A 19,821-nucleotide genomic window follows, 5' to 3' on the forward strand; every position below is an offset into this window, starting at 1 on the left:
ACGAAGAGGCGCTGCCGGCATGAACAATCGCGTGCTCGTTCTGGGTGCGGGCAGTATCGGCAACTTCGTCGGCGGCAAGCTCGGTGTGGCGGGCGCGGATGTCACCCTGGTCGGCCGCAGACGCGTGCTGGACGAGCTCAGCGCGTCCGGGCTCCGGCTCACCGACCTCGACGGCGGCGACGACGCGTTACCGGCGGGCCGGTTCCACCTCGCCACCGATCCCGATGACGTCGGATCGGCCGATCTGGTTCTGGTCACGGTGAAATCGGCCGCCACCGCGGAGGCGGTGCGCGACCTGGCGGGCAAGATCCGGCCGGGCACCGTGGTGCTGAGCCTGCAGAACGGCATCGGCAACGACTCGGTGATCCGGGAGATCCTGCCGCACTGCGTGGTGCTGGCGGGGATGGTGATGTTCAACGTCGTGCACCATCCCGGGGGCCGTTTCCACCGCGGCACCGAGGGCGGTCTCGCGGCGCAGGACGATCCGGCGCTGGCGCCGTTCCTGGAGATGTTCGAGCGGGCGGGGCTCGGCTTGCGCCGGTATGCCGACCTGCGACCGGTGCAGTGGGCGAAGCTGCTGCTCAACCTCAACAACCCGATCAACGCGCTGTCGGGGCGCCCGCTGCGGGAGGAGCTCGCCGACCGGGACTATCGGCGCTGCCTCGCGCTGACGCAGCGCGAAGCGCTCGCGGTGATGAACAAGGCGCGAATTCGCCCGGCCCGGCTGACCGCGCTGCCGCCGCGGGTGATGGCCACGCTGCTGACCGTTCCCGATGGCCTGTTCCAGTGGGTGGCCGGGCAGGTGCTGGCCATCGATCCGATGGCCCGTTCATCCATGGCCGACGACCTCGAGCGGGGCCGCACGACCGAAATCTCCTGGCTGTGCGGGGAAATCGTCGGACTGGGCGCGATGGTCGGGATGCCGACACCGGTGAATCAGCGGCTGATCGAACTGATCGTCGCCGCCGAGCAGGGCGATCGGCGCGCGTGGACCGGGGGTGAGCTGCTCGGCCAGTTGCGGGCCGCCGCGGCGGGCGCGCTGCCCGAACGCCGGGCGAACGAGCAGTGACGGCGGCGTTCGCGCACGTCACGGTCCGGTAGCATCGAGACATCACAGTCTTGGGAGGTAGATCATGGGCAGTCTGAGCATCTGGCACTGGCTGATCATTGCGGTGGTTTTCGTGATGTTCTTCGGCGCGAAGCGGATGCCCGACGCGGCCCGCAGCCTGGGCCGGTCGTTGCGCATCTTCAAGAGCGAGGTCAGTCAGATGCAGAACGAGAGCAACGCGCCCAGCAACGGCTCCTCGGCTCAGCAGCCCGCGCCGCAGTTGCCCGCCGCGCAGCAGCCGGCCCCGTCGGCCACCGAGCCCCGCACCGAGCAGAAGTCGGTCTGAGCGGATCCGCTCGCGCCGGAGTGAGGAACGACTCACTCCGGACCTAGTGCTGGTGCCGAGCTGAGCGAGGCACGTCGACCCAGGGGCGATCACCAACAATGCGAATCCCGTTCGATCCGCGGCGCAGCAAGCGCAGGACCAATCCCGACGGCACGATGTCGTTGGTCGAGCATCTGCAGGAGTTGCGTTACCGGTTGCTGGTGTCGATCGCGGCGGTGATCGCGACGACGGTGCTGGGATTCCTGTGGTACGCGCACGGGTTCCTGGGGATCGACAGCCTGGGCGAGATCCTGCGCGGGCCGTACTGTTCGCTGCCCGCGTCCGCGCGCGCCACATTGAGCCCCGACGGTGAGTGCCGTCTGCTGGCCACCGCGCCGTTCGAGCAGTTCACGTTGCGGTTGAAGGTCGGCATGACCGCGGGTGTGGTGTTGGCCGCGCCGATCTGGCTGTATCAGCTGTGGGCGTTCATCACCCCGGGGCTCTATGCCAAGGAACGCAAGTACGCGATCGGGTTCGTGTCCTCGGGCACGGTGTTGTTCGCCGCGGGTGCGGTGCTGGCGTACGTGGTGATCGCGCACGCGTTGAGTTTCTTGTTGACCATCGGCGACAACGTGCAGATCACCGCGTTGAGCGGGTCGCAGTACTTCAGTTTCATCATCCAGTTGCTGGTCATCTTCGGGGTCAGTTTCGAGACGCCGTTGCTGATCATCGGATTGAACCTGGTCGGGGTGCTGACCTATGCGCGGCTCAAGGCGTGGCGGCGCGGAATCACGTTCGGGTTGTTCGTGTTCGCGGCGATCGTGACGCCGCAGGACCCGTTCTCGATGCTGGCGCTGGCGTTCGCGTTGACGGTGCTGTTCGAGGTGGCGATCCAGTTCTCCCGGATCAACGATATGCGCAAGGCGCGCAAGGAACGGGAGCGTTTGGACGCGTTGTCCGACGAAGAGGCTTCCGAGCTGAGCGGGCCGGAGCCGATCGACCCGGCCGAGTCGATCACCACTCCCGCGGAGAAATCCACACGACCGGTGTCGGACTACTCCGATACCCTCTGACAAGTGACAGATGCACGGTCGCAGACGGGCGAGTTGGCCGCATTTTCCGCCGAGCTGAAGTTCCGGCTGGATCCGTTTCAGAGTGCTGCCTGTGCGGCGCTCGAAGAAGGCCACAGTGTCCTGGTCTGCGCCCCGACGGGGGCGGGTAAGACGGTCGTCGGCGAATTCGCCGTGTATTTGGCGCTGGCCGCGGGTGGGAAATGCTTCTACACCACGCCCATCAAGGCACTGTCGAACCAGAAATTCGCCGATCTCACCGAGCGGCACGGCCGCGAGAGCGTCGGACTGCTGACCGGCGACCAGTCGATCAACCCGGACGCGCCCGTGGTCGTGATGACCACGGAGGTGCTGCGCAACATGCTCTACGCGTCCTCCGACTCGCTGCGCGGTCTGTCCTACGTCGTGATGGACGAGGTGCACTACCTCGCCGACCGGTTCCGCGGGGCCGTGTGGGAGGAGGTCATCCTGCATCTGCCGCCGGATGTGCGGCTGGTCAGCCTGTCGGCCACGGTCAGCAACGCCGAGGAGTTCGGCGCCTGGATGGAGACCGTGCGCGGCGACACCGCGGTGGTGGTTGACGAGACCAGGCCGGTGCCGCTGTGGCAGCACGTCATGGTGGGGCGGCGGATGTTCGACCTGTTCGACACCAAATCCACCGAACAGAAGGTGCTCGTCGACGAAGACCTGGTGCGGTTCATCCGTCATCGGGAGGCCGCCGACCGGATGAACAGCTGGGGCGCCCCGCGCAACGGCCGCGGCGGACCGCGCCGGGACTTCCGTCCGCTGCCGCGACCCGAGGTGCTCGCCAAACTGGACGACGAAGGCCTGCTGCCCGCGATCACGTTCATCTTCAGCCGGGCGGGGTGCGACGGCGCGCTCGCGCAGTGCCTGCGGTCGCGGCTGGACCTGAGCCGTCCGGAGGAGCGCGACCAGGTCGACGCCATCATCGACAAGCACACCGGCGATCTGCCCAAGACCGATCTGGAGGTGCTCGGTTACTGGGAGTGGCGCGAGGCGCTGCACCGCGGCCTGGCCGCGCATCACGCGGGGATGCTGCCCGCCTTCCGGCACACCGTCGAGGAACTGTTCGTCAACGGCCTGGTGCGGGCGGTCTTCGCCACGGAGACGTTGGCCCTCGGCATCAACATGCCCGCGCGCACCGTGGTGCTGGAACGGCTGGTCAAGTTCAACGGGGAGTCGCACGCGGAACTCACGCCGGGGGAGTACACCCAGCTGACCGGGCGGGCCGGGCGGCGTGGCATCGACGTCGAAGGCCACGCGGTGGTGCTGTGGCAGCCCGAGGTGGACACCAGCGCGGTCGCAGGTCTCGCCTCGACGCGCACCTATCCACTGCGCAGCTCGTTCCGGCCCGGCTACAACATGTCGATCAACCTCATCGACCGGATGGGCGCCGACGAATCGCGTGCCCTGCTGGAGCGATCCTTCGCCCAGTTCCAAGCGGACCGGTCGGTGGTCGGGCTGGTCCGCGGCATCGAGCGCAACGAGGCCGCGCTGCGCAAGCTGCGCTCGCAGCTCGGCGGCACCGAAGGCGGATTCCTGGAATACCTGTCGCTGCGCGAGCGGATCAAGCAGCGGGAGCGGCAGCTGGCCCAGCAGAGCCGCGCCGACCGGCGGGGCGCCGCGGTGGACGCCCTCGGCGCTCTTCGCCGCGGCGACGTGGTGGCCATTCCGTCCGGCCGCCGCGCCGGGCTCGCGGTGATCTTGGAGCCGGACGCGACGCCCGGCGATCCGCGCCCGCTGGTACTCACCGAGGACAAGTGGGCCGGGCGGGTGTCGGTGGCCGATTTCCCCGTGCCGGCCGAGGCGCTCGGACACATGCGGCTGCCGCGTCGGGTGGATCATCGCACCGCGCGCACACGCCGCGATCTGGCCTCCGCACTGCGCAGCACCGGGATCTCGGTGCCCGGTAGGCCCCGGCGCGGCAGGAACTCCGCCGCCGCCGACGACCGGGAACTCGCCACGCTGCGCCGCAGCCTGCGCGCGCATCCGGCGCACTCCCGGCCCGATCGCGAGCAACTGTCTCGGGTGGGCGAACGCTACAACCGGTTGCTGCGCGAGACGGAAGCGATGCGCCAGAAGGTTGCCGCGACCACCAACTCGCTGGCTCGCACCTTCGATCGGATTCTCGGCCTGCTGGAGGAACGCGGATTCGTGCACGAGAGCGAGGTGACGCCGGACGGGCGCCGGTTGGCCCGCATCTACGCAGAGAGCGACCTGCTGGTAGCCGAATGCCTGCGGAAGGGGCTGTGGCGCGGCCTCGGCCCGGCCGAGCTGGCCGGCGTGGTGTCGACCCTGGTGTACGAATCCCGTCAGGAGGGTGGATATCTCGGCGCGAGCGGACCCACGGCGCCGATCCGGCGGGCCGTGGGCGCGACCATCGGCGTCTGGTCGGAGCTGCGGTCCGACGAAGCGCGGCACAAGCTGCCGCCGACCCGGGAACCCGATCTGGGTTTCGTCGACGGCGTCTACAAATGGGCGCGCGGGGACGGGTTGGCCGAGTCGTTGCTCGCCAGCGGTGACCAGGGTGCTCCGCTGTCGGCCGGTGATTTCGTGCGCTGGTGCCGGCAGGTGATCGATCTGCTCGATCAAATCCACGGCACCGCCGACGATCCCGAGGTCGCCGCCACCGCGGCCAAGGCGGTGCGAGCGATCCGGCGGGGTGTGGTGGCGGTGGACGCCGCCTGAGCGGCCTGGGCGACGGGCCCGGCGACGGCAATATCAACACGGCGGATTCGATTGTGATTTGATTTCTTTCGCGTACCGACCGTGGCGGAGTAGTCGTGTCATGCGACGAGGCCCACGCGGGGGGCTACCGTGTGTACAACGATGCGAGTGGAGGCAAGCAGATGAGCGGCCCGTACGGACCGAACGACCCCGGGGAGGGACGCAACGATCCCACCCAGCAGTGGGGTGGACAGCAGGCGCCGGGCGCGGCCGGTCCCACACAGCAGTGGGGCGGTCAGCCGCAGACCCCGGCCTCGGCCCAGCCGACCCAGCATTGGGGTGAGCAGCAACCGCAGCAGCAGTGGGGACAACCGCAGCAGCAGTGGGGCCAGCAGCCGCAGCAGCCGCAGTGGGGTCAGCAACCCGCCCAGGGGCAGCCGCAGTGGGGCCAACCGCAGCAGGACTGGGGCCAGCAGGGCCAGCAGCCGCAGTGGGGGCAACCGCAGCAGCCGCAGCCGCAGTGGGGCGCGCCGGGCCAGCCGCCGCCGCAAGGCGGCAAGGGCAAAGGCCTGATCATCGGTCTGTCCGTGCTCGGTGTCGCGGTGGTCGGCGCGATCGTCGCGCTCGTGCTCGTGCTGACCGCCAAGGACCAGCTGGACCAGGCGGCGGTGCAGGACGGCGTGAAGAAGGTGCTGTCGGACTCCTACGGCATCCAGGACATCAGCGACGTCTCCTGCCCGTCCGGCCAGGAGGTCAAGGTCGACGCCACCTTCGAATGCAGCGTGAAGGTCAGCGGTGAGGCCAAGAAGGTGAACATCAAGATCACCAAGGACGACGGCACCTACGAGGTCGGCCGCCCCAGCTAGGTCGCGTTCATTTCCCAGCGCTTTGCGGCGCTGGGTGTTCGGGACCTGCTCGGCTCGCGTGCGAGCGGCCACCGCTTGCTCCTTCGTCGCGTACGCGGCGGCTCCTCGGACGCGAGCCGGGTTGTGCTGGTCCAGCCAGTGCTTGCGGCGCTAGGTGTTCGCCGGCTCGGCTCGCTGCCGATCGACCGCCGCCTGCTCCTTCGCCGTTTACGCTGCCGCCCCTCGGGCGCGAGCCGGGCCGCGAACGGACAACGCTCGGCCTCGCTTTGCTCGAAACCGGGAGTCGAGCCGGTGTGTTGCCTGCGGCGATGGTCGCGCTACTCGGGGGTGGTGGCCGGTGTATGCCCGATTCACCGCGAAATCGGCCTTTCGCAGAGGGAGCGGCGGAACTCTCGCGTTCCCGGGTCAGGCGGTGCGCGCGCCCAATGCCGTGATCAATCGCGTGATCGGGCTTTCGGCGTTGTAGGCGGTGGCCAGGGCGCGCAGGCGGTCCGGGTCGGCCGGTTCGGTGGGGAGCGCGTCGCTGCGAGACAGCGCCACCTCGGCGTCGCGGACCACTCGGACGACCGGTGCGGCGGCCTTCAGGTAGTCCTCGGCGGCCCGCATCCGGGCGCGCACGCCTTGTGCCAGGTCGGCGTCGGGATCCTCGACGGCCGCGATCAGGGCCTCCAGTGAACCGAAACGGGATATCAGCGTGGAGGCGGACTTCTCCCCGATACCCGCGACCCCGGGCAGACCGTCGGAGGCATCGCCGCGCAATGTGGCCATGTCGGCGTAGGCCGGGCCCGCATTGCGCAGCGGCACACCGTACTTCGCCGAGACCTCGGCCGGGCCGAACAGTTCCGCCTTGGCCAGCCCCCGTCCGGCGTAGAGCACCCGTACCTGTGGCGCGGGCTCGTCCCGCACGAGCTGCAGCAGGTCGCGGTCGCCGCTGACCACGACCACCTCGTCGGTGCGTTCCCGAGTCGCCAAGGTGCCCAGCACGTCGTCGGCTTCCAGACCGTCCGCGCCGCCGGTCGCGATGCCCGCCGCCGCGAGTACCTCCAGGATCATCTCGACCTGCGGCGTGAGCGTGTCGGGAACGCTCTCGGCGCCGGGTGCGGCCTCCGGCGACGGATCCAGCCGGTGCGCCTTGTAGGACGGCACCAGAGCGACCCGGTACGCCGGTCGCCAGTCCAGATCCAGGCACACCACCAGCCTGCTCGGGGCGAACTTGGTGATCAGCGAGGCAACCATGTCGGTGAAACCACGCAGCGCGTTCACCGACCGGCCGTCGGGCGCGGTGATCTTGTCGGGGATGGCGTGATAGGCGCGGAACCACAGACTGGCTCCGTCCAGCAGCAACAGGGGCCCACCGGCAGCAGAGGTCACGGGCTGAGGCTACTCGCTCGCACCGACACCACCGGGCGAAGTTCGGCGTTCATCGGCCGTGCGGGACGGGTAACGTCGGACGAATGAGCTCGCATACGGATTCCCCATTCGCGGCGGACGTCTACGGTGCACGACTGGAACGGGCGGTGGAACTGATGCGGGCCGCCCACCTCGACGCCTTGCTCATCACTCCGGGGCCCGACCTGCGCTACCTGATCGGCTCGGCGGCCGAATCGTTCGAGCGGCTGACCTGCCTGGTGATCCCGGCCGACGGCGCGCCCGCGTCGGTGGTGATCCCGAAACTGGAGCTGGCGTCGCTGGAAGCCTCGGCGGCGGGGGAGCTGGGCCTGCAGGTACTGGACTGGGTCGACGGCACCGACCCGTACGCGCTGGTGAAGTCGACGCTGCACGTCGGCTCCCGGGTAGCGGTCGCCGACGTCATGCCCGCCCTGCACCTGTTGCCGTTGGCCGAGTCGTTCACCGGTCTGCCGGTATCGGCCACGCCCGTATTGCGGGAGCTGCGCATGATCAAAGATCCGGCCGAGGTGGACGCGCTGCGCCGGGCAGGCGCCGCGATCGACCGGGTGCACGCGCGCATGGGGGAGTTCTTGCAGGTTGGACGCACCGAGGCAGAGGTCGGCCGCGACATCGCCGCCGCGATCGTGGCGGAGGGGCACACCGAGGCCGCGTTCGTCATCGTCGGCAGCGGTCCGCACGGGGCAGATCCGCATCACGCGGTGTCCGAGCGCCGGATCGAGGCCGGGGACGTGGTGGTCGTCGACATCGGCGGCCCGGTCGAGCCCGGCTACTATTCCGACTGCACCCGCACCTACGTTCTGGGCGAGCCGGATCCGCAGGTGGCCGCCAGGTACGCCGAACTGGAGAGCGCACAGGCGGCGGCGGTCGCGGCGGTCCGGCCAGGTGTCACCGCGGCCGCGGTGGACGCCGCCGCGCGGAACCCGTTGACGGAGGCCGGTCTCGGCTCCGCCTTCGTGCACCGTACCGGCCACGGCATCGGTTTGTCGGTGCACGAGGAGCCCTACATCGTCGCGGGCAACGATGTCGTGCTGCGACCCGGCATGGCCTTCAGCGTCGAGCCCGGTATCTACTTCCGAGGCGAGTGGGGTGCGCGCATCGAGGACATCGTGGTCGTCACCGAGGATGGCGGCGAATCGGTGAACAAGCGCCCGCACGGCCTCACGGTGCTGTGACCGACGGCTGACCGCGGCGCGGACCCCTACGCGCCTGTGCCGTTCGCCACGCGCCTGCTCCGTTCGCCGCGGCTCAGCCCTCGGCGGCCGGTGCGACGAGCGTGCTGCTGGACAGCACGCGCCGGACCTGGATGGCGATCACCACGCGTGTCGGGTTCTCGCGCGGCACGCGATAGCGACCGGCGTACCGCTCGACCGCTTCGGCGACCTCGTCCGGGGCGTCGAGCACGGTCGCCGGGCCTTCCAAGGTGATCCACCGGATCCCGTCGACCTGACTGACCGCCGCGTACCCGGAGCGGCGCACATTGCGGACCTTCACCGACCCGTCGTTGGTGATCACGCGCGCGATCCCGGCTTCGCCGTCCCAGGTGAACCCCACCGCTACGACATGGGGCGTCCCGTCCGCCCGCAATGTCGTCAGTGTGGCGAGGTGCCGTTCGGCGACGAACTCGAGGGCGGCGGGCGACAACTCAGCGGTACTCGTCGGCATTCCCTGACCGTAGCTCTCGGCGCCTCCGCGCGCCCCATCGGCCCGGGCGGTGACGCGTGCCGCGCCGGTGAGCGATGACGGGCCGCACCCACGCCAATGACAGACTGGGGCGCATGGGAACGCGTGGATTGGTCGACGGGACCGTACTGCTGCTGGGCGGCCGCAGCGAGATCGGGCTCGAAGTGGCGCGGCGGCTGGCGCGCGGGCGAGCGGTTGTGCTCGCGGCCCGGCGCAGCGACGAGCTGGACGCGCAGTGTGCGGAAATCGCGGCCGCGGGCGCGAGTGCGGTGCACACCGCCGAGTTCGACGCCGACGACACCGCGAGTCATGCGGCGCTGCTGGAGAAGATCGCCGCGGAGCACGGGCCCATCGGCATCGCGGTGCTCGCCTTCGGCGTGCTCGGCGATCAGCAGCGCGCCGAGCGGGATCCCGCCCACGCGGCGGCGATCCTGCACACCGACTTCGTCGCCCAGGCCAGTGTGCTCACCATCGTGGCGAATCTGCTGCGCGCCCGAGGCGCGGGACAGATCGTCGTGTTCGGCTCGGTCGCGGGCGTGCGCGTGCGACGCGCCAATTACGTCTATGGATCGGCCAAAGCGGGACTGGACGGATTCGCGTCCGGTCTCGCGGACGCGTTGCACGGAAGCGGAGTTCGATTGCTGCTGGTCCGTCCCGGATTCGTCATCGGCCGGATGACCGAGGGGATGTCTGCGGCTCCGTTCTCCAGCACTCCGGACCAGGTCGCCGACGCCGTGGTCAAGGGTTTGCGCCGCGGCGCGAGCAGGGTCTGGGTGCCCCGGGTCCTGCGACCGGTGTTCTTCGCGATGCGCCTGCTGCCGCAAGCGATCTGGCGCCGGATGCCCCGGTGAGCGCCGGGCCCGTGACGTGGACCGGCACGCCCATCGCGGTCGTCGGGATCGGCGCCGACGGCTGGGACGGTCTCGGTCGCTCCGCACGGGACGCGGTCGGCGATGCCGAGATCCTGTTCGGTTCCGCGCGCCAGCTCGACCTCGTGCCGTCCACCGTGGCCGCGCGGCGGGTGAGCTGGCCGTCGCCCTTGCTGCCCGCGCTGCCCGGCCTGCTCGGGCAGCACGGCGGTGCGCGGCTGTGCGTGCTGGCCAGCGGCGATCCGATGTTCTACGGGATCGGCGTCACCTTGTCCCGTCTGCTCGGTCCACGCGCCCTGCGGGTGCTGCCGCAGCCGTCGTCGGCCTCGCTGGCCTGCGCCCGGCTGGGGTGGCCGCTGGCCGAAACGCCGGTGGTCAGCGTGGTGGGGCGGCCATCGGCGACGGTGCTGCCCGAACTGGCCGACCGCAGGCGGCTGCTGGTGCTCAGTGCCGACGAGCACACGCCGGGAGAGCTGGCGCGTCTACTGGGGCGCCATGGTTTCGCCGATTCCGAGCTCACGGTCCTCGAGCAGCTGGGCGGGTCCGCCGAACGACACCGCACCGGAATCGCGAAGCAGTGGGAACACCCGCCGGGCGACCCGCTGAACATAGTGGCGATCACTTGCGCGGCCGACCCGGGCCGGCCGCGTGCGACGCGCCTTCCGGGCTTGCCGGACGAATTGTTCGGCGGCGACGGGCAGCTCACCAAGCACGAGGTCCGCGCTCTGACGCTGGCGGCGCTGGCGCCCGCTCCCGGCGAACTGCTCTGGGATGTGGGCGGTGGGTCGGGCAGTATCGCCATCGAATGGTGCCGGTCGCATCCGGGTAACCGGGCCGTCGCGTTCGAACGGCTCGAGCACCGGCGGCGGCAGATCGCGGACAACGCCGCCGCCCTGGGGGTCCCGCACATTCTCGTGCGCGGCGAGGTGCGCGCCGAACTCGCCGCCGACACCGAAACAGCCGCTCCCGACGCGATTTTCGTCGGTGGCGGCCTCACGCAGGATGGCGTGCTCGAGACATGCTGGTCGCAGTTGCGTCAGGGTGGGCGGCTCGTCGCGAACGCGGTGACGGCGGAGTCGGAATCGTTGCTGCTCAGCTGGTCGAACGCCCAGGGCGGCATGTTGCGGAAGTTCCAGATCTACCGTGGCGAACCGCTGGGCTCCTTCACCACGTGGCGTCCCCAGCTTCCGGTCACCCAGTGGTCGGTGGTGAAATCCGCGACGGCGTTCCCCGCTGAGGGGTGAACACGTTACCGGTCACGCGGTAGGGTCGGGGCCGAGTTCCGATCGTGATCGGAAATCCGATTCCTATTGGAGAGATAGATGAAGTACAAGAAGTTCGCCGCCACGGCATTGCTGGCAGTCGCCGCCACCGGAGTCACCGCCGGTACTTCCTACGCCGCTCCCGCACCGCCCGCGGTGCAGGACCAGACCGCGGCCGCGCCTACGGTCACGGGCACGGACCAGGGCGTCGGCTACGCGCTGCAGCTCGCCGAGGCGGGTAAGTCCGTGGTCACCAGCGTCACCGGGGGCGCCTTCAGCGTCGACACCGGCAACCAGTCGGTCACCCTGAAGAACTCCGCGGGCGAGACCGTCACCACCATTCCGCTCACCGCGACGGCCAAGGGTCAAGAGGTGAAGATCGCCGCGAACGTCGCCGACGAGGGCAGGCAGCTGACGCTGACCCCGCAGGTGGCGCCGACCGCGAACGCGCCGGTCGCCGCCGAGTTCATCGGCGCGCAGGAGTGGTTCTTCGCCGAGTTGCAGCGCGCCTCGCTCGGCGCCCTGGTCGGTGGCCTGATCGGCGCGGCCATCGGCATCGTGTTCTTCGGTGTCGGCATCCTGCCGGGCGCGGTGCTCGGCGCGCTGATCGGTCTCGCCGTCGCGGGCGGGCCGTCGCTGCTGAACGCGGGCATCGCCTACTTCAGCGGCCAGCCCTGAGAGTTCTGATTCTGGGTGGCACCCGAGAAGCGCGGGAGCTGGCCCACATCGCCACCGGCGAGCGAGGATTCGAGATCGTGTCCTCGCTCGCCGGTCGTGTGCGTGCGCCCTTGCTGCCCGAAGGGGCGGTCCGCATCGGCGGTTTCGGCGGCGCCGAGGGGCTGCGCGCCTGGCTGGCGGCCAACGATGTGACCGCGATGGTGGACGCCACCCATCCGTTCGCCGCGGGTATCAGCGCCAATGCTGCGGCGGCCGCACGGATGTCGGGCGTGCCGCTGGTGCACCTGCGTCGGCCCGGGTGGGTGCGGCAGGCGGGGGACCGTTGGATTCGCGTGCCCGATCTGGCCGCGGCCGCGTCGCAGACGGCGGCTATCGGTGAACGTGTCTTCCTGACCATCGGCAGGCAGGGCGTGGACGCGTTCGCGGGACTGACCAGGCAGTGGTTCCTGATCCGTGCCATCGATCCGCCGGAGGGCGCACTGCCGCCGCGCCACGAACTGCTCCTCGCCCGTGGACCGTATGCGTTCGAGGACGAGTCGCGACTGCTCATCCAGCACCGGATCGACGTGCTCGTCACCAAGGACAGCGGCGGCGATCAGACCGAAGCCAAACTGGTCGCCGCACGCACGGCGCGAATCCCGGTTGTCGTCATCGACCGTCCACCAATGCCAGAGGGGGCGCAGGTCGTGGAATCGGCGGCGCAGGCGCTGGATTGGCTGCGCGAGAGGCCGATTCGTCGCGACTGACCGACGTTCCGGGGTTTCACGCGCTGTCCGGCAGCGTGCTGGATGGTCAGCTGTCGAGTATCTCCGGCAGATGGTCGAACCACTCCAGCACCGCCCGCTCGTAGCGGATTCCGAAATCCAGGGTGGCGCGGGCGAAGGCCGACATCCCCTCCGGATCCTGGGCGAGATACCGCGTGAGCCGCGCCTGATGGATTTCCCGGTTGGCCGCGACGATGCCGTGGAGCCGATCGCGATCGAGATGCTCTCCGAAGGAGAGCGTGAGCAGCAACGGCACCCGGATGGTCTCCCCGCCCGGATCGCGGGCGACCCACTCCAGGAACGCTTCGCGCCCCGCGTCGGTGAGGTGGTAGGGCGTCCGTTCCCGGGCTCCGGTCTCACCCTTCTCGACGAGTCCCGCCGCGTCCATCGTGGCGAGTTCCCGGTAGACCTGACTCTGCGTGATCGTCCAGAAATCGCCGATGCGGTCTTGGGCCTCGGCGACCAGATCCCACCCCGACATGGGCCCTTCGTGCAGAAATCCGAGCAATGACGCCGCTGTCGAGTTCAGTGGCTTGAGTCTGGTCGCGGTGTTGGTCAACGACTGCTCCCTTCGCTCTCAACATTCCATAGTGGAATATTACCTGAACGGTTCGAGTCAGGCGTCGCCGGTCAACTTGCCGAGCTGGGCGAGCACCCGCGCCATGCCCTGCTCCAGCCGCGCCTGTCCCTGTTCGAGCTGTGCCTGTCCTTGTTCGAGCTGCGCTTGGCTGCGCGCCAGCGCCGCCTGACCCTGTTCCAAACGGACCTGTCCTTGTTCGAGCACCGTGACCCTGCGGGTCAGTTCGCCCACGTTCTCACGCAGATCGCCGACATCGCGGCGAAGCTCGCCCGCGGCTTCGCCGATCGTCTCCGCGCGTCGATCGATCCGGCCGATGCCGTCGAGCGCCTTCCTGGTCAGCGCCGCGAGTTCGCCGAGGACGTCGCCCTGCTCGTCGAGTGCTTGTTCGCTCGCGGTGGCCCTGGCCTCCAGGGCGCGGGCGCGCAGCGTCAGCTCCGACAGTGTCGCGGCCAAGGTCCCTCCGATCTTCGGTGCGTCAGGCGATCCTACGCGCCGTCGGTCGCCGCGTCGCGCGCGTGACCGTAGCGCCGGGAGGTGTAGACCCGGATGCCCTGGTCGGTTTCGAGCGCCGTGGTGGTGGACGCGCCGATGATCAGCAGCGTGCGCATGTCCACCTCGTCGGGGTCGAGATCGCCGAGTTGCACCACCCGGACCGATTCGGTGGGTCCGCCGACGTCGCGCCCGACGACGACGGGAGTATCGGGCTTGCGGTGCTCGAGCAACAGGTCCCGCATCGCGCCCACCTGCCAGGTGCGTTGCGAGGACGCCGGGTTGTAGATAGCGATCGCCATGTCGGCCGCGGCGACAGCGGAAAGGCGTTGCGCCACCACCTCCCACGGCTTGAGCCGATCGGAGAGTGAGATCATCGCGTAGTCGTGCCCGAGCGGCGCGCCCACCCGGCTGGCCACCGCGTTGGCCGCGGTGAGGCCGGGCAGCACGCGCACCGGCACGGTACGCCACCGCGGGTCCGCGGATTCCTCGAGCACCGCCGCCGCCATCGCGAAGACCCCGGGGTCACCCGAGGAGACGACCGCGACCCGTGCGCCGCGTCCGGCCAGATCCAAGGCCATGGCCGCGCGCTCGGACTCGACGCGGTTGTCGCTGGCATGACGACGTTGGCCCGCACGCTCGGGGACCCGGTTCAGATAGGTGGTGTAGCCGACCAGATCGGTGGCGTCCGCCAAGGCCGCGCGCACCTCGTCGGTGGTCCACTCCGCTGCGCCGGGACCCAGCCCCACGACCACGACCTCACCGGCGCGGTCGGTCGTGTCCGTCTCGTGAATCCGCTGATCCGCGATGGGATCCGGCTCGAGGCGGGGTAGTGGGGTGGTCGGCTCGGGGCCGGGCACGAGGGTGATGGCGAAGTACGGCACCTCCGTGTCATCGACCGCTCCGGCGTGCAGTACGCGCTGGTCGGTGCTGCTCGCGCGCTCCACATAGTAGGCGCCCGCCAGCCGGCCGGAATCCGAAAGCGCCTGACGCACACCGGGATAGGTGCGTCCCAGTTTCATGATCGCGGCCGCGTCGGTCGTGCGCAGCCGCCGGGTGAGCTCCTCGACCGGCATGGTGCCCGGCAGCACGGTGAGCACCTGTTCGCCCTCGACCAGCGGCGTACCCAGCGCTGCGGACGCCGCGCTGACCGAGGTGACGCCGGGAATGATCTCGGCGTCGAACCGATCGGCCAGCCGCCGGTGCATGTGCATGTACGAGCTGTAGAACAGCGGGTCGCCCGCGGCGAGCAGCGCGACGGAGCGGCCTGCGGCCAGATGCGCGGCCAGCCGCTCGGCGGCCTCTTCGTAGAACTCGTCGATCGCTCCCTGGTAACCGCCGGGGTGGTCGGTGGTCTCGGTGGTGACCGGGTAGACGAGATGCTCCTCCAGCTGGCCCGGCCGCATGTACGGCGCGGCGATGCGGCGGGAGATGCTGCGGCCGTGGCGGGCGCTGTGGAACGCGACGACGTCGGCCGCGCCGATCACGTTGGCCGCCTTGACCGTCACCAGTTCCGGATCACCCGGACCGAGTCCGACGCCCCACAGCTTGCCCGGAGTGCTCATTCCTGTTCGCTCGCAATCGCGTTCAGCGCGGACGCGGTGATGGCGCTACCGCCACGCCTGCCGCGCACCGTGAGGTATTCGACGCCGCCGAACTCGATCAGCGCGTCTTTCGATTCGGCCGCCCCGACGAACCCGACCGGGATGCCGAGCACGGCGGCGGGCCGGGGCGCTCCCGCGTCCAGGAGGTCGAGCAGATGGAACAGCGCCGTTGGTGCGTTGCCGATCGCGACGACGGCGCCGTCGAGACGGTCGCGCCACAGCTCGAGCGCGGCGGCGGAGCGGGTCGTGCCCTTGGCCGCGGCCAGCTCCGGCACGCGCGAATCCGCGAGGGTGCACAGCACCTCGTTGTCGGCAGGCAGTCGTTTCCTGGTCACGCCAGAGGCGACCATGGTCGCGTCACACAGAATCGGCGCGCCCGCGCGCAGCGCCGCTCGTGCCGAGGCGACGACACCGGGTGAGAAGGCAACGTCCGCGGCGAGATCCACCTGACCGCAGCCGTGGATCATCCGCACCACGACCTGTGCCACGTCCGGCGGGAATCCGCTCAGATCGGCTTCGGCGCGGATCGTCGCGAACGAGCGACGGTAGATCTCGGCCCCGTCGGTCAGGTAGCTGGCACGTACGTCGGACATGCGGTCCACCATATGGGTGCGGGTCCGGACAGGTCGGTCCGGGTCGGGCGCGTCGCATGGCCGCCCGAGCCGCCGGATACCGGGCGCCCGAGCGCCGCCGGATCAGGTCCGGGGACGCTCGAGAATCCGTGACATGACGATGGCGCTGCGGGTACGCCCGACCCGCGCGTTCTCCCGGATCCGTTCCACGGTCACCTCGATCTCGGCCATGTCGGTGGCCATGACGTGCACCAGCGCGTCGGCCTCGCCCGCGATCGTCCACACACCGACCACCTGCGGGATCGGGTCCAAGCTGCGTTTGAGTTCGGTAGGGGAGATGTTGTCGCGGTAGTACACCTCGACGTACGCCTCCGTCTTCCAGCCCAGCGCCGCGGGATTGACCAGCGCGGTGAACCCGGTGATCTGTTTGGCGGCGACCAGCCGGTCGACGCGCCGCTTCACCGCGGGCGCGGACAGTCCCACCACGCCGCCGATCTCCTGGAACGAAGCCCGGGCATTCCTCAGCAATTGTTCGAGGATCCGCCGGTCGAGGTCGTCCACGTCACACCTTCTCTCCTCCTCCGCAACGAATCATCGCTTTTCTGGGCAGATGCACAACGAATCGTTGTTTCTGGCGCAATACTAGGCGACTTACCTTCATATCAGCCGAAAGTCCCCGCTGATCTCCGGGAGTTCCGTTGACTTCTGTAGCCACCCTCCCCGCCGAGTCCGCCGTCCGCCGTTCGTCGCCGCGCAAGTTCGTGATGTGCCGTCCCGATCACTTCGACGTCGTCTACTCCATCAATCCATGGATGAATCCCGCCGAGCCCGTCGACCGCGCGCTGGCTGTCGAGCAGTGGGAAACGTTGCGCGCCACCTACGCCGAGTACGGGCACACCGTGGAAGTGGTCCCCGGTGTGGCGGGTCTGCCCGACATGGTGTTCGCCGCCAACGGCGGGCTGATCGTCGGAAACCGCGCCATGTCGGCCCGGTTCACCCACCCGGAACGTGCTGCGGAAGGCCCGGCCTACCACGCCTGGTTCGCCCGATACGGCTTGCCGGAGCTGGTGGCGGCCGAGGAATGCAACGAAGGCGAAGGCGACTTCCTCCTCGTCGGTGATCGGCTTCTGGCCGGTATGGGATTCCGCAGCTCCCCGGCCGCGCACGAGGAGGTGTCGCGGCATTTCGGTCTTCCCGTGGTCTCACTGGAACTGATCGATCCGCGCTTCTATCACCTGGACACGGTGCTGCTTCCACTGAGCGACACCATTGCCTACTATCCGGCCGCCTTCAGCCCGGCGGCACGCGCGGTGCTCGCCGAGTTCTATCCCGATGCGATCGTGGCCACCCACGCGGACGCGGCGGTACTCGGGTTGAACGGAGTCTGCGACGGTTTCAACGTCTTCCTCAGCAGCGCCGCCACCGCCTTGTGCGAAGCCCTGCGCGCGCGTGGCTACCATCCGGTCGGCATCGAGATGTCCGAGCTGCTCAAGGCCGGGGGCTCCGTCAAATGCTGCACCCTCGAGATCCATGGCGGGTGAGGTGCCTGGGCAGCGCGGATGAGTCAGTCGACGCGATAGCCCTCATCTGTCGCGACGATATCGGTGACCTCCCCTTGGGGCCGGCCGCAGCGGCGAGCGCAGCCGGACCAATGCTGACGCCCGGCCACCGCGACGTCTGTTGGGGGCATCGCCTGCGGGACATCTTGGCCCGCGGAGGTTCCGGAAACCGGCGACTCGGCCTGCTCGGTTCGGGCGGGTAGCACGCGGCCCGTGTCGATCGCCGCGGCGACGTCGGCTCGGACGTCGGTGTGCGACTTCGCGCAGCCCGGTTGCCCGGCGCAGGCGCTGACCAGCAGCCACGGCGAGTCGGCGTCGAAGATCAAGCCCATCGGGGCGAGCACGCGCACGACCTGCTCGGCGGCCCATTCCTCCAGGTCGGTGACCACCAGACTGCGCCACGGCGTGAGGAAGACCGGTCGCTCGACCGCCGCGAGGAACTCGGCCGTACGGGCGGGCAGGGACCCGAGGCGCACACCGGCGCCGAGACCGACCAGTCCGTTGTCCTGCTCGAGCCATCCGATCGGAATGCTCCGGGGCGGGCAGAAGTGGAGCCGCTCGGCGCCGGGAGACAGGCCGAGGAGATCGACGACGCGTTCGGCGCCCCGTTCGATGTCGCGCAGCCGCCAGCGGCCCGCGTCGTCACCCCGCAGTCGCAGGAACCCGTGGGCGGCGGCGAGCATGACATCGACCGCGTCGGCGGCGGCCACCCGCACGCCGCTGTCACCGCCTGCCAGCAACAACGCGAACTCGTCCCTCCCGACCGCGTGCACGCCGATGTCGGCGCCGAGTCCGCTGACGTCACCGCGCCCGTCGTCGAGGGTGAACAGCACTCGGCCGGGAAGCTGCGCCAGCCGCGGCGCCGCGCGCAAGCCCGCGTCCAGCACGGGAACCAGCGGGTGCACGTCCGCCGAGCCGCCGATCCGGCCGGACAGCGGCGAGGCGATGATATTGCGCACCCGTTCGTGCGTGCTGCTCGGCAGCAGGCCCGCGGCGGCCAGCCGGTCCGTCAGTGCCCCGGCGTCGCGCACCTGGCGCAACTGGACGTTTCCCCGTGAGGTGAGCTCGATGTTCCCGTCCGCGAGATCGTGCGCGGCCTCCGCCAGCGTCTGCACCTGCACGGGCCCCAGGCGCCCGCCGGGCACCCGGATTCGCGCGAGCGGCCCGTCGGCCGCGTCGTGCAACCGCAACACACCCGGGCAGGAATCAGGAGCACGTCGTGTCATAACGATCCCAGCCTACGGACGCGCCGGGCGCGGCGAACGGCCGGTTACGCCGCGATCGTCCGCACCCAATCGATGACGGCGGCCCGATACTCGGCGGTGTTCCGCGCGAGATTGACCGAATGGCCGCTGTCGCGCAGCACATAGGTGCGCAGCTGGGCGGCCGGGCCGAAGAACGGCGCTTCGGCGGCGTGCAATGTCTCGGCGTTCGCGCAGACCGCGTACCCGGGGCCGCAGGAGAGCCGGTCCAGGCTGCCGTCGACGACCAGGACCGGGACGTCGATGAAGTTGGTCATCGGCGGGATGGTGGAGGTCAGGCCATCGGGATACTCCATCGGCGAGAACACTTCCTTGGTCGCCTCGTCGACGGCGAGAACTTCGGGATCGGCCGTCTCGGGCGCGAAGAAATTGCCCGCGCGGGTACCGGGCCGGGTCGTCAGATAACCGGGATCGTATCCGCCCGCGGCGAATCGCGGATCCTGGGCGGCTTGGTGGTAGGTGGAGATCACGCCGAGGACTTCGGCCACATCGAGAGCGTGGGAGAAGCCGGTGAGCAGCACGCCGTCGACGTCCTGGTACGTGCTGGCCTCCAAGACGTCGATACCCGAGCTGAGCGAATGACCGCCGGTGACGACTGTGCCGAACGGCGGCGCGCCCGCCAGCCCTCGGCGCAGGGCCTGAACGATGTCGTGCAGGGCGCGAGCCGAGACCGACGCCGTGACCTGCGTGCTCGGCGGTCTCGTGCTCGCGCCGTTGCCGAGCCGATCGACCACCAGCGTCGCGATCCCCGCGGCATTCATCGCGCGCCGGAAACTGTAGGTCTCGGGTGCGTAAGGGAAGTCCCAGTACGTGTGGTTGTAATTGGATCCCGCGATGAGCACCATGACGGTGTCGGTCGCGTGTGCCGTGGGAGTGCACAGGGAACCGGCCATCACGCCCAGTGGGACGGGGATGGACAACGATTCGCAGCGACCCGGATCATCCTCGGCATAGGCCACGCCGGGTGTCAGGCAGAGCAGGAGCGCCGCCGCGGACGCGGCGATCGACCGTAGCGAGGTTCGCACGCGACGCAGGCTATGCGCGAAAATAATGGCGCGCAATACCTTTCGCCCACGCACATCCCCGCTCGGGTCC

General features: G+C 69.7%; 20 protein-coding genes. 11 read left to right on the top strand and 9 right to left on the bottom strand.

The window, feature by feature from the left end; all coding sequences use genetic code 11:
- Positions 1–19 precede the first annotated feature (19 nt).
- The 5 genes from GVY39_RS16475 (at position 20) to GVY39_RS16495 (ending at position 5,997) form a co-directional block, all read left to right on the top strand.
- Positions 20–1,069, top strand: coding sequence for a 2-dehydropantoate 2-reductase (locus GVY39_RS16475; protein ID WP_159925413.1), 1,050 nt, complete (start codon positions 20–22; stop codon positions 1,067–1,069).
- Positions 1,070–1,133: 64 nt separating this feature from the next.
- Positions 1,134–1,394 (top strand): Sec-independent protein translocase subunit TatA, encoded by a 261-nt coding sequence (gene tatA, locus GVY39_RS16480; protein ID WP_159925411.1) that lies wholly within the window; start codon positions 1,134–1,136, stop codon positions 1,392–1,394.
- Between the two features lie 98 nt (positions 1,395–1,492).
- Positions 1,493–2,446 carry a twin-arginine translocase subunit TatC gene (gene tatC, locus GVY39_RS16485; protein WP_159925409.1) on the top strand — a complete coding sequence of 318 codons (954 nt, stop codon included), beginning with the start codon at positions 1,493–1,495 and terminating at the stop codon, positions 2,444–2,446.
- 3 nt (positions 2,447–2,449) lie between these two features.
- The gene (locus GVY39_RS16490) at positions 2,450–5,152 is read left to right on the top strand and encodes an RNA helicase (protein WP_159925399.1); all 2,703 of its coding nucleotides are present in this window, start codon (positions 2,450–2,452) and stop codon (positions 5,150–5,152) included.
- Between the two features lie 161 nt (positions 5,153–5,313).
- Entirely contained in the window at positions 5,314–5,997 is a 684-nt protein-coding gene (locus GVY39_RS16495) for a DUF4333 domain-containing protein (RefSeq protein ID WP_159925397.1), read from the top strand.
- 405 nt (positions 5,998–6,402) lie between these two features.
- Here the strand turns inward: GVY39_RS16495 and GVY39_RS16500 are convergent, their stop codons facing one another.
- Positions 6,403–7,368: a 5'-3' exonuclease gene (locus GVY39_RS16500; RefSeq protein ID WP_159925395.1), complete on the bottom strand. Its 966-nt coding sequence runs from the start codon at positions 7,366–7,368 to the stop codon at positions 6,403–6,405.
- A gap of 83 nt (positions 7,369–7,451) precedes the next feature.
- On the opposite strand from GVY39_RS16500, the gene GVY39_RS16505 reads away from it, so the two are divergent.
- Positions 7,452–8,579, top strand: coding sequence for a Xaa-Pro peptidase family protein (locus GVY39_RS16505; protein WP_159925393.1), 1,128 nt, complete (start codon positions 7,452–7,454; stop codon positions 8,577–8,579).
- Between the two features lie 73 nt (positions 8,580–8,652).
- On the opposite strand, the gene GVY39_RS16510 is transcribed toward GVY39_RS16505, so the two are convergent.
- Entirely contained in the window at positions 8,653–9,069 is a 417-nt protein-coding gene (locus GVY39_RS16510) for a PPOX class F420-dependent oxidoreductase (protein ID WP_159925391.1), read from the bottom strand.
- 113 nt (positions 9,070–9,182) lie between these two features.
- On the opposite strand from GVY39_RS16510, the gene GVY39_RS16515 reads away from it, so the two are divergent.
- The 4 genes from GVY39_RS16515 (at position 9,183) to GVY39_RS16530 (ending at position 12,642) form a co-directional block, all read left to right on the top strand.
- Positions 9,183–9,938, top strand: a complete 756-nt coding sequence (locus tag GVY39_RS16515; RefSeq protein ID WP_159925389.1) for an SDR family NAD(P)-dependent oxidoreductase — start codon at positions 9,183–9,185, stop codon at positions 9,936–9,938.
- The gene (cbiE, locus tag GVY39_RS16520) at positions 9,917–11,200 is read left to right on the top strand and encodes a precorrin-6y C5,15-methyltransferase (decarboxylating) subunit CbiE (protein ID WP_159925568.1); all 1,284 of its coding nucleotides are present in this window, start codon (positions 9,917–9,919) and stop codon (positions 11,198–11,200) included. The genes GVY39_RS16515 and cbiE overlap by 22 nt, the downstream gene beginning before the upstream one ends.
- Before the next feature lie 78 nt (positions 11,201–11,278).
- Positions 11,279–11,896 (top strand): hypothetical protein, encoded by a 618-nt coding sequence (locus GVY39_RS16525; RefSeq protein ID WP_159925387.1) that lies wholly within the window; start codon positions 11,279–11,281, stop codon positions 11,894–11,896.
- Positions 11,893–12,642, top strand: coding sequence for a cobalt-precorrin-6A reductase (locus GVY39_RS16530; protein ID WP_159925566.1), 750 nt, complete (start codon positions 11,893–11,895; stop codon positions 12,640–12,642). Before GVY39_RS16525 ends, GVY39_RS16530 begins: the two co-directional genes overlap by 4 nt.
- Positions 12,643–12,688: 46 nt before the next feature.
- Here GVY39_RS16530 and GVY39_RS16535 read toward each other — a convergent pair whose 3' ends face one another.
- From GVY39_RS16535 to GVY39_RS16555, 5 genes are all read right to left on the bottom strand, one after another.
- Positions 12,689–13,219, bottom strand: a complete 531-nt coding sequence (locus tag GVY39_RS16535; protein WP_159925385.1) for a PadR family transcriptional regulator — start codon at positions 13,217–13,219, stop codon at positions 12,689–12,691.
- Positions 13,220–13,276: 57 nt separating this feature from the next.
- Positions 13,277–13,693: a hypothetical protein gene (locus GVY39_RS16540; RefSeq protein ID WP_159925383.1), complete on the bottom strand. Its 417-nt coding sequence runs from the start codon at positions 13,691–13,693 to the stop codon at positions 13,277–13,279.
- Between the two features lie 32 nt (positions 13,694–13,725).
- The gene (gene cobJ / locus GVY39_RS16545; RefSeq protein ID WP_159925381.1) at positions 13,726–15,294 is read right to left on the bottom strand and encodes a precorrin-3B C(17)-methyltransferase; all 1,569 of its coding nucleotides are present in this window, start codon (positions 15,292–15,294) and stop codon (positions 13,726–13,728) included.
- The gene (locus GVY39_RS16550; RefSeq protein WP_159925379.1) at positions 15,291–15,926 is read right to left on the bottom strand and encodes a precorrin-8X methylmutase; all 636 of its coding nucleotides are present in this window, start codon (positions 15,924–15,926) and stop codon (positions 15,291–15,293) included. Before GVY39_RS16550 ends, cobJ begins: the two co-directional genes overlap by 4 nt.
- A gap of 102 nt (positions 15,927–16,028) precedes the next feature.
- The gene (locus GVY39_RS16555) at positions 16,029–16,466 is read right to left on the bottom strand and encodes an Lrp/AsnC family transcriptional regulator (RefSeq protein WP_159925377.1); all 438 of its coding nucleotides are present in this window, start codon (positions 16,464–16,466) and stop codon (positions 16,029–16,031) included.
- Positions 16,467–16,603: 137 nt separating this feature from the next.
- Here GVY39_RS16555 and ddaH point away from each other — a divergent pair, with 137 nt between their 5' ends.
- Entirely contained in the window at positions 16,604–17,446 is an 843-nt protein-coding gene (ddaH, locus tag GVY39_RS16560; RefSeq protein ID WP_236565491.1) for a dimethylargininase, read from the top strand.
- 23 nt (positions 17,447–17,469) lie between these two features.
- Here ddaH and cobG read toward each other — a convergent pair whose 3' ends face one another.
- Together cobG and GVY39_RS16570 are read right to left on the bottom strand one after the other, a co-directional pair.
- A complete protein-coding gene (gene cobG, locus GVY39_RS16565; RefSeq protein ID WP_370523799.1) occupies positions 17,470–18,696 on the bottom strand; it encodes a precorrin-3B synthase in 1,227 nt (408 codons plus the stop codon).
- Between the two features lie 38 nt (positions 18,697–18,734).
- The gene (locus tag GVY39_RS16570; RefSeq protein WP_236565490.1) at positions 18,735–19,751 is read right to left on the bottom strand and encodes an alpha/beta fold hydrolase; all 1,017 of its coding nucleotides are present in this window, start codon (positions 19,749–19,751) and stop codon (positions 18,735–18,737) included.
- Between the last annotated feature and the right edge of the window lie 70 nt (positions 19,752–19,821).

The sequence above is a fragment of the Nocardia sp. CY15 genome (genome assembly GCF_009829295.1).
Lineage (GTDB): Bacteria > Actinomycetota > Actinomycetes > Mycobacteriales > Mycobacteriaceae > Nocardia > Nocardia sputi.

Coding starts and splice junctions, on each gene's coding strand:
- GVY39_RS16475 (WP_159925413.1), top strand. CDS start 20: ATGAACAATCGCGTGCTCGTTCTGGGTGCGGGCAGTATCGGCAACTTC.
- tatA (WP_159925411.1), top strand. CDS start 1,134: ATGGGCAGTCTGAGCATCTGGCACTGGCTGATCATTGCGGTGGTTTTC.
- tatC (WP_159925409.1), top strand. CDS start 1,493: ATGCGAATCCCGTTCGATCCGCGGCGCAGCAAGCGCAGGACCAATCCC.
- GVY39_RS16495 (WP_159925397.1), top strand. CDS start 5,314: ATGAGCGGCCCGTACGGACCGAACGACCCCGGGGAGGGACGCAACGAT.
- GVY39_RS16505 (WP_159925393.1), top strand. CDS start 7,452: ATGAGCTCGCATACGGATTCCCCATTCGCGGCGGACGTCTACGGTGCA.
- GVY39_RS16510 (WP_159925391.1), bottom strand. CDS start 9,069: ATGCCGACGAGTACCGCTGAGTTGTCGCCCGCCGCCCTCGAGTTCGTC.
- GVY39_RS16515 (WP_159925389.1), top strand. CDS start 9,183: ATGGGAACGCGTGGATTGGTCGACGGGACCGTACTGCTGCTGGGCGGC.
- GVY39_RS16525 (WP_159925387.1), top strand. CDS start 11,279: ATGAAGTACAAGAAGTTCGCCGCCACGGCATTGCTGGCAGTCGCCGCC.
- cobJ (WP_159925381.1), bottom strand. CDS start 15,294: ATGAGCACTCCGGGCAAGCTGTGGGGCGTCGGACTCGGTCCGGGTGAT.
- GVY39_RS16550 (WP_159925379.1), bottom strand. CDS start 15,926: ATGTCCGACGTACGTGCCAGCTACCTGACCGACGGGGCCGAGATCTAC.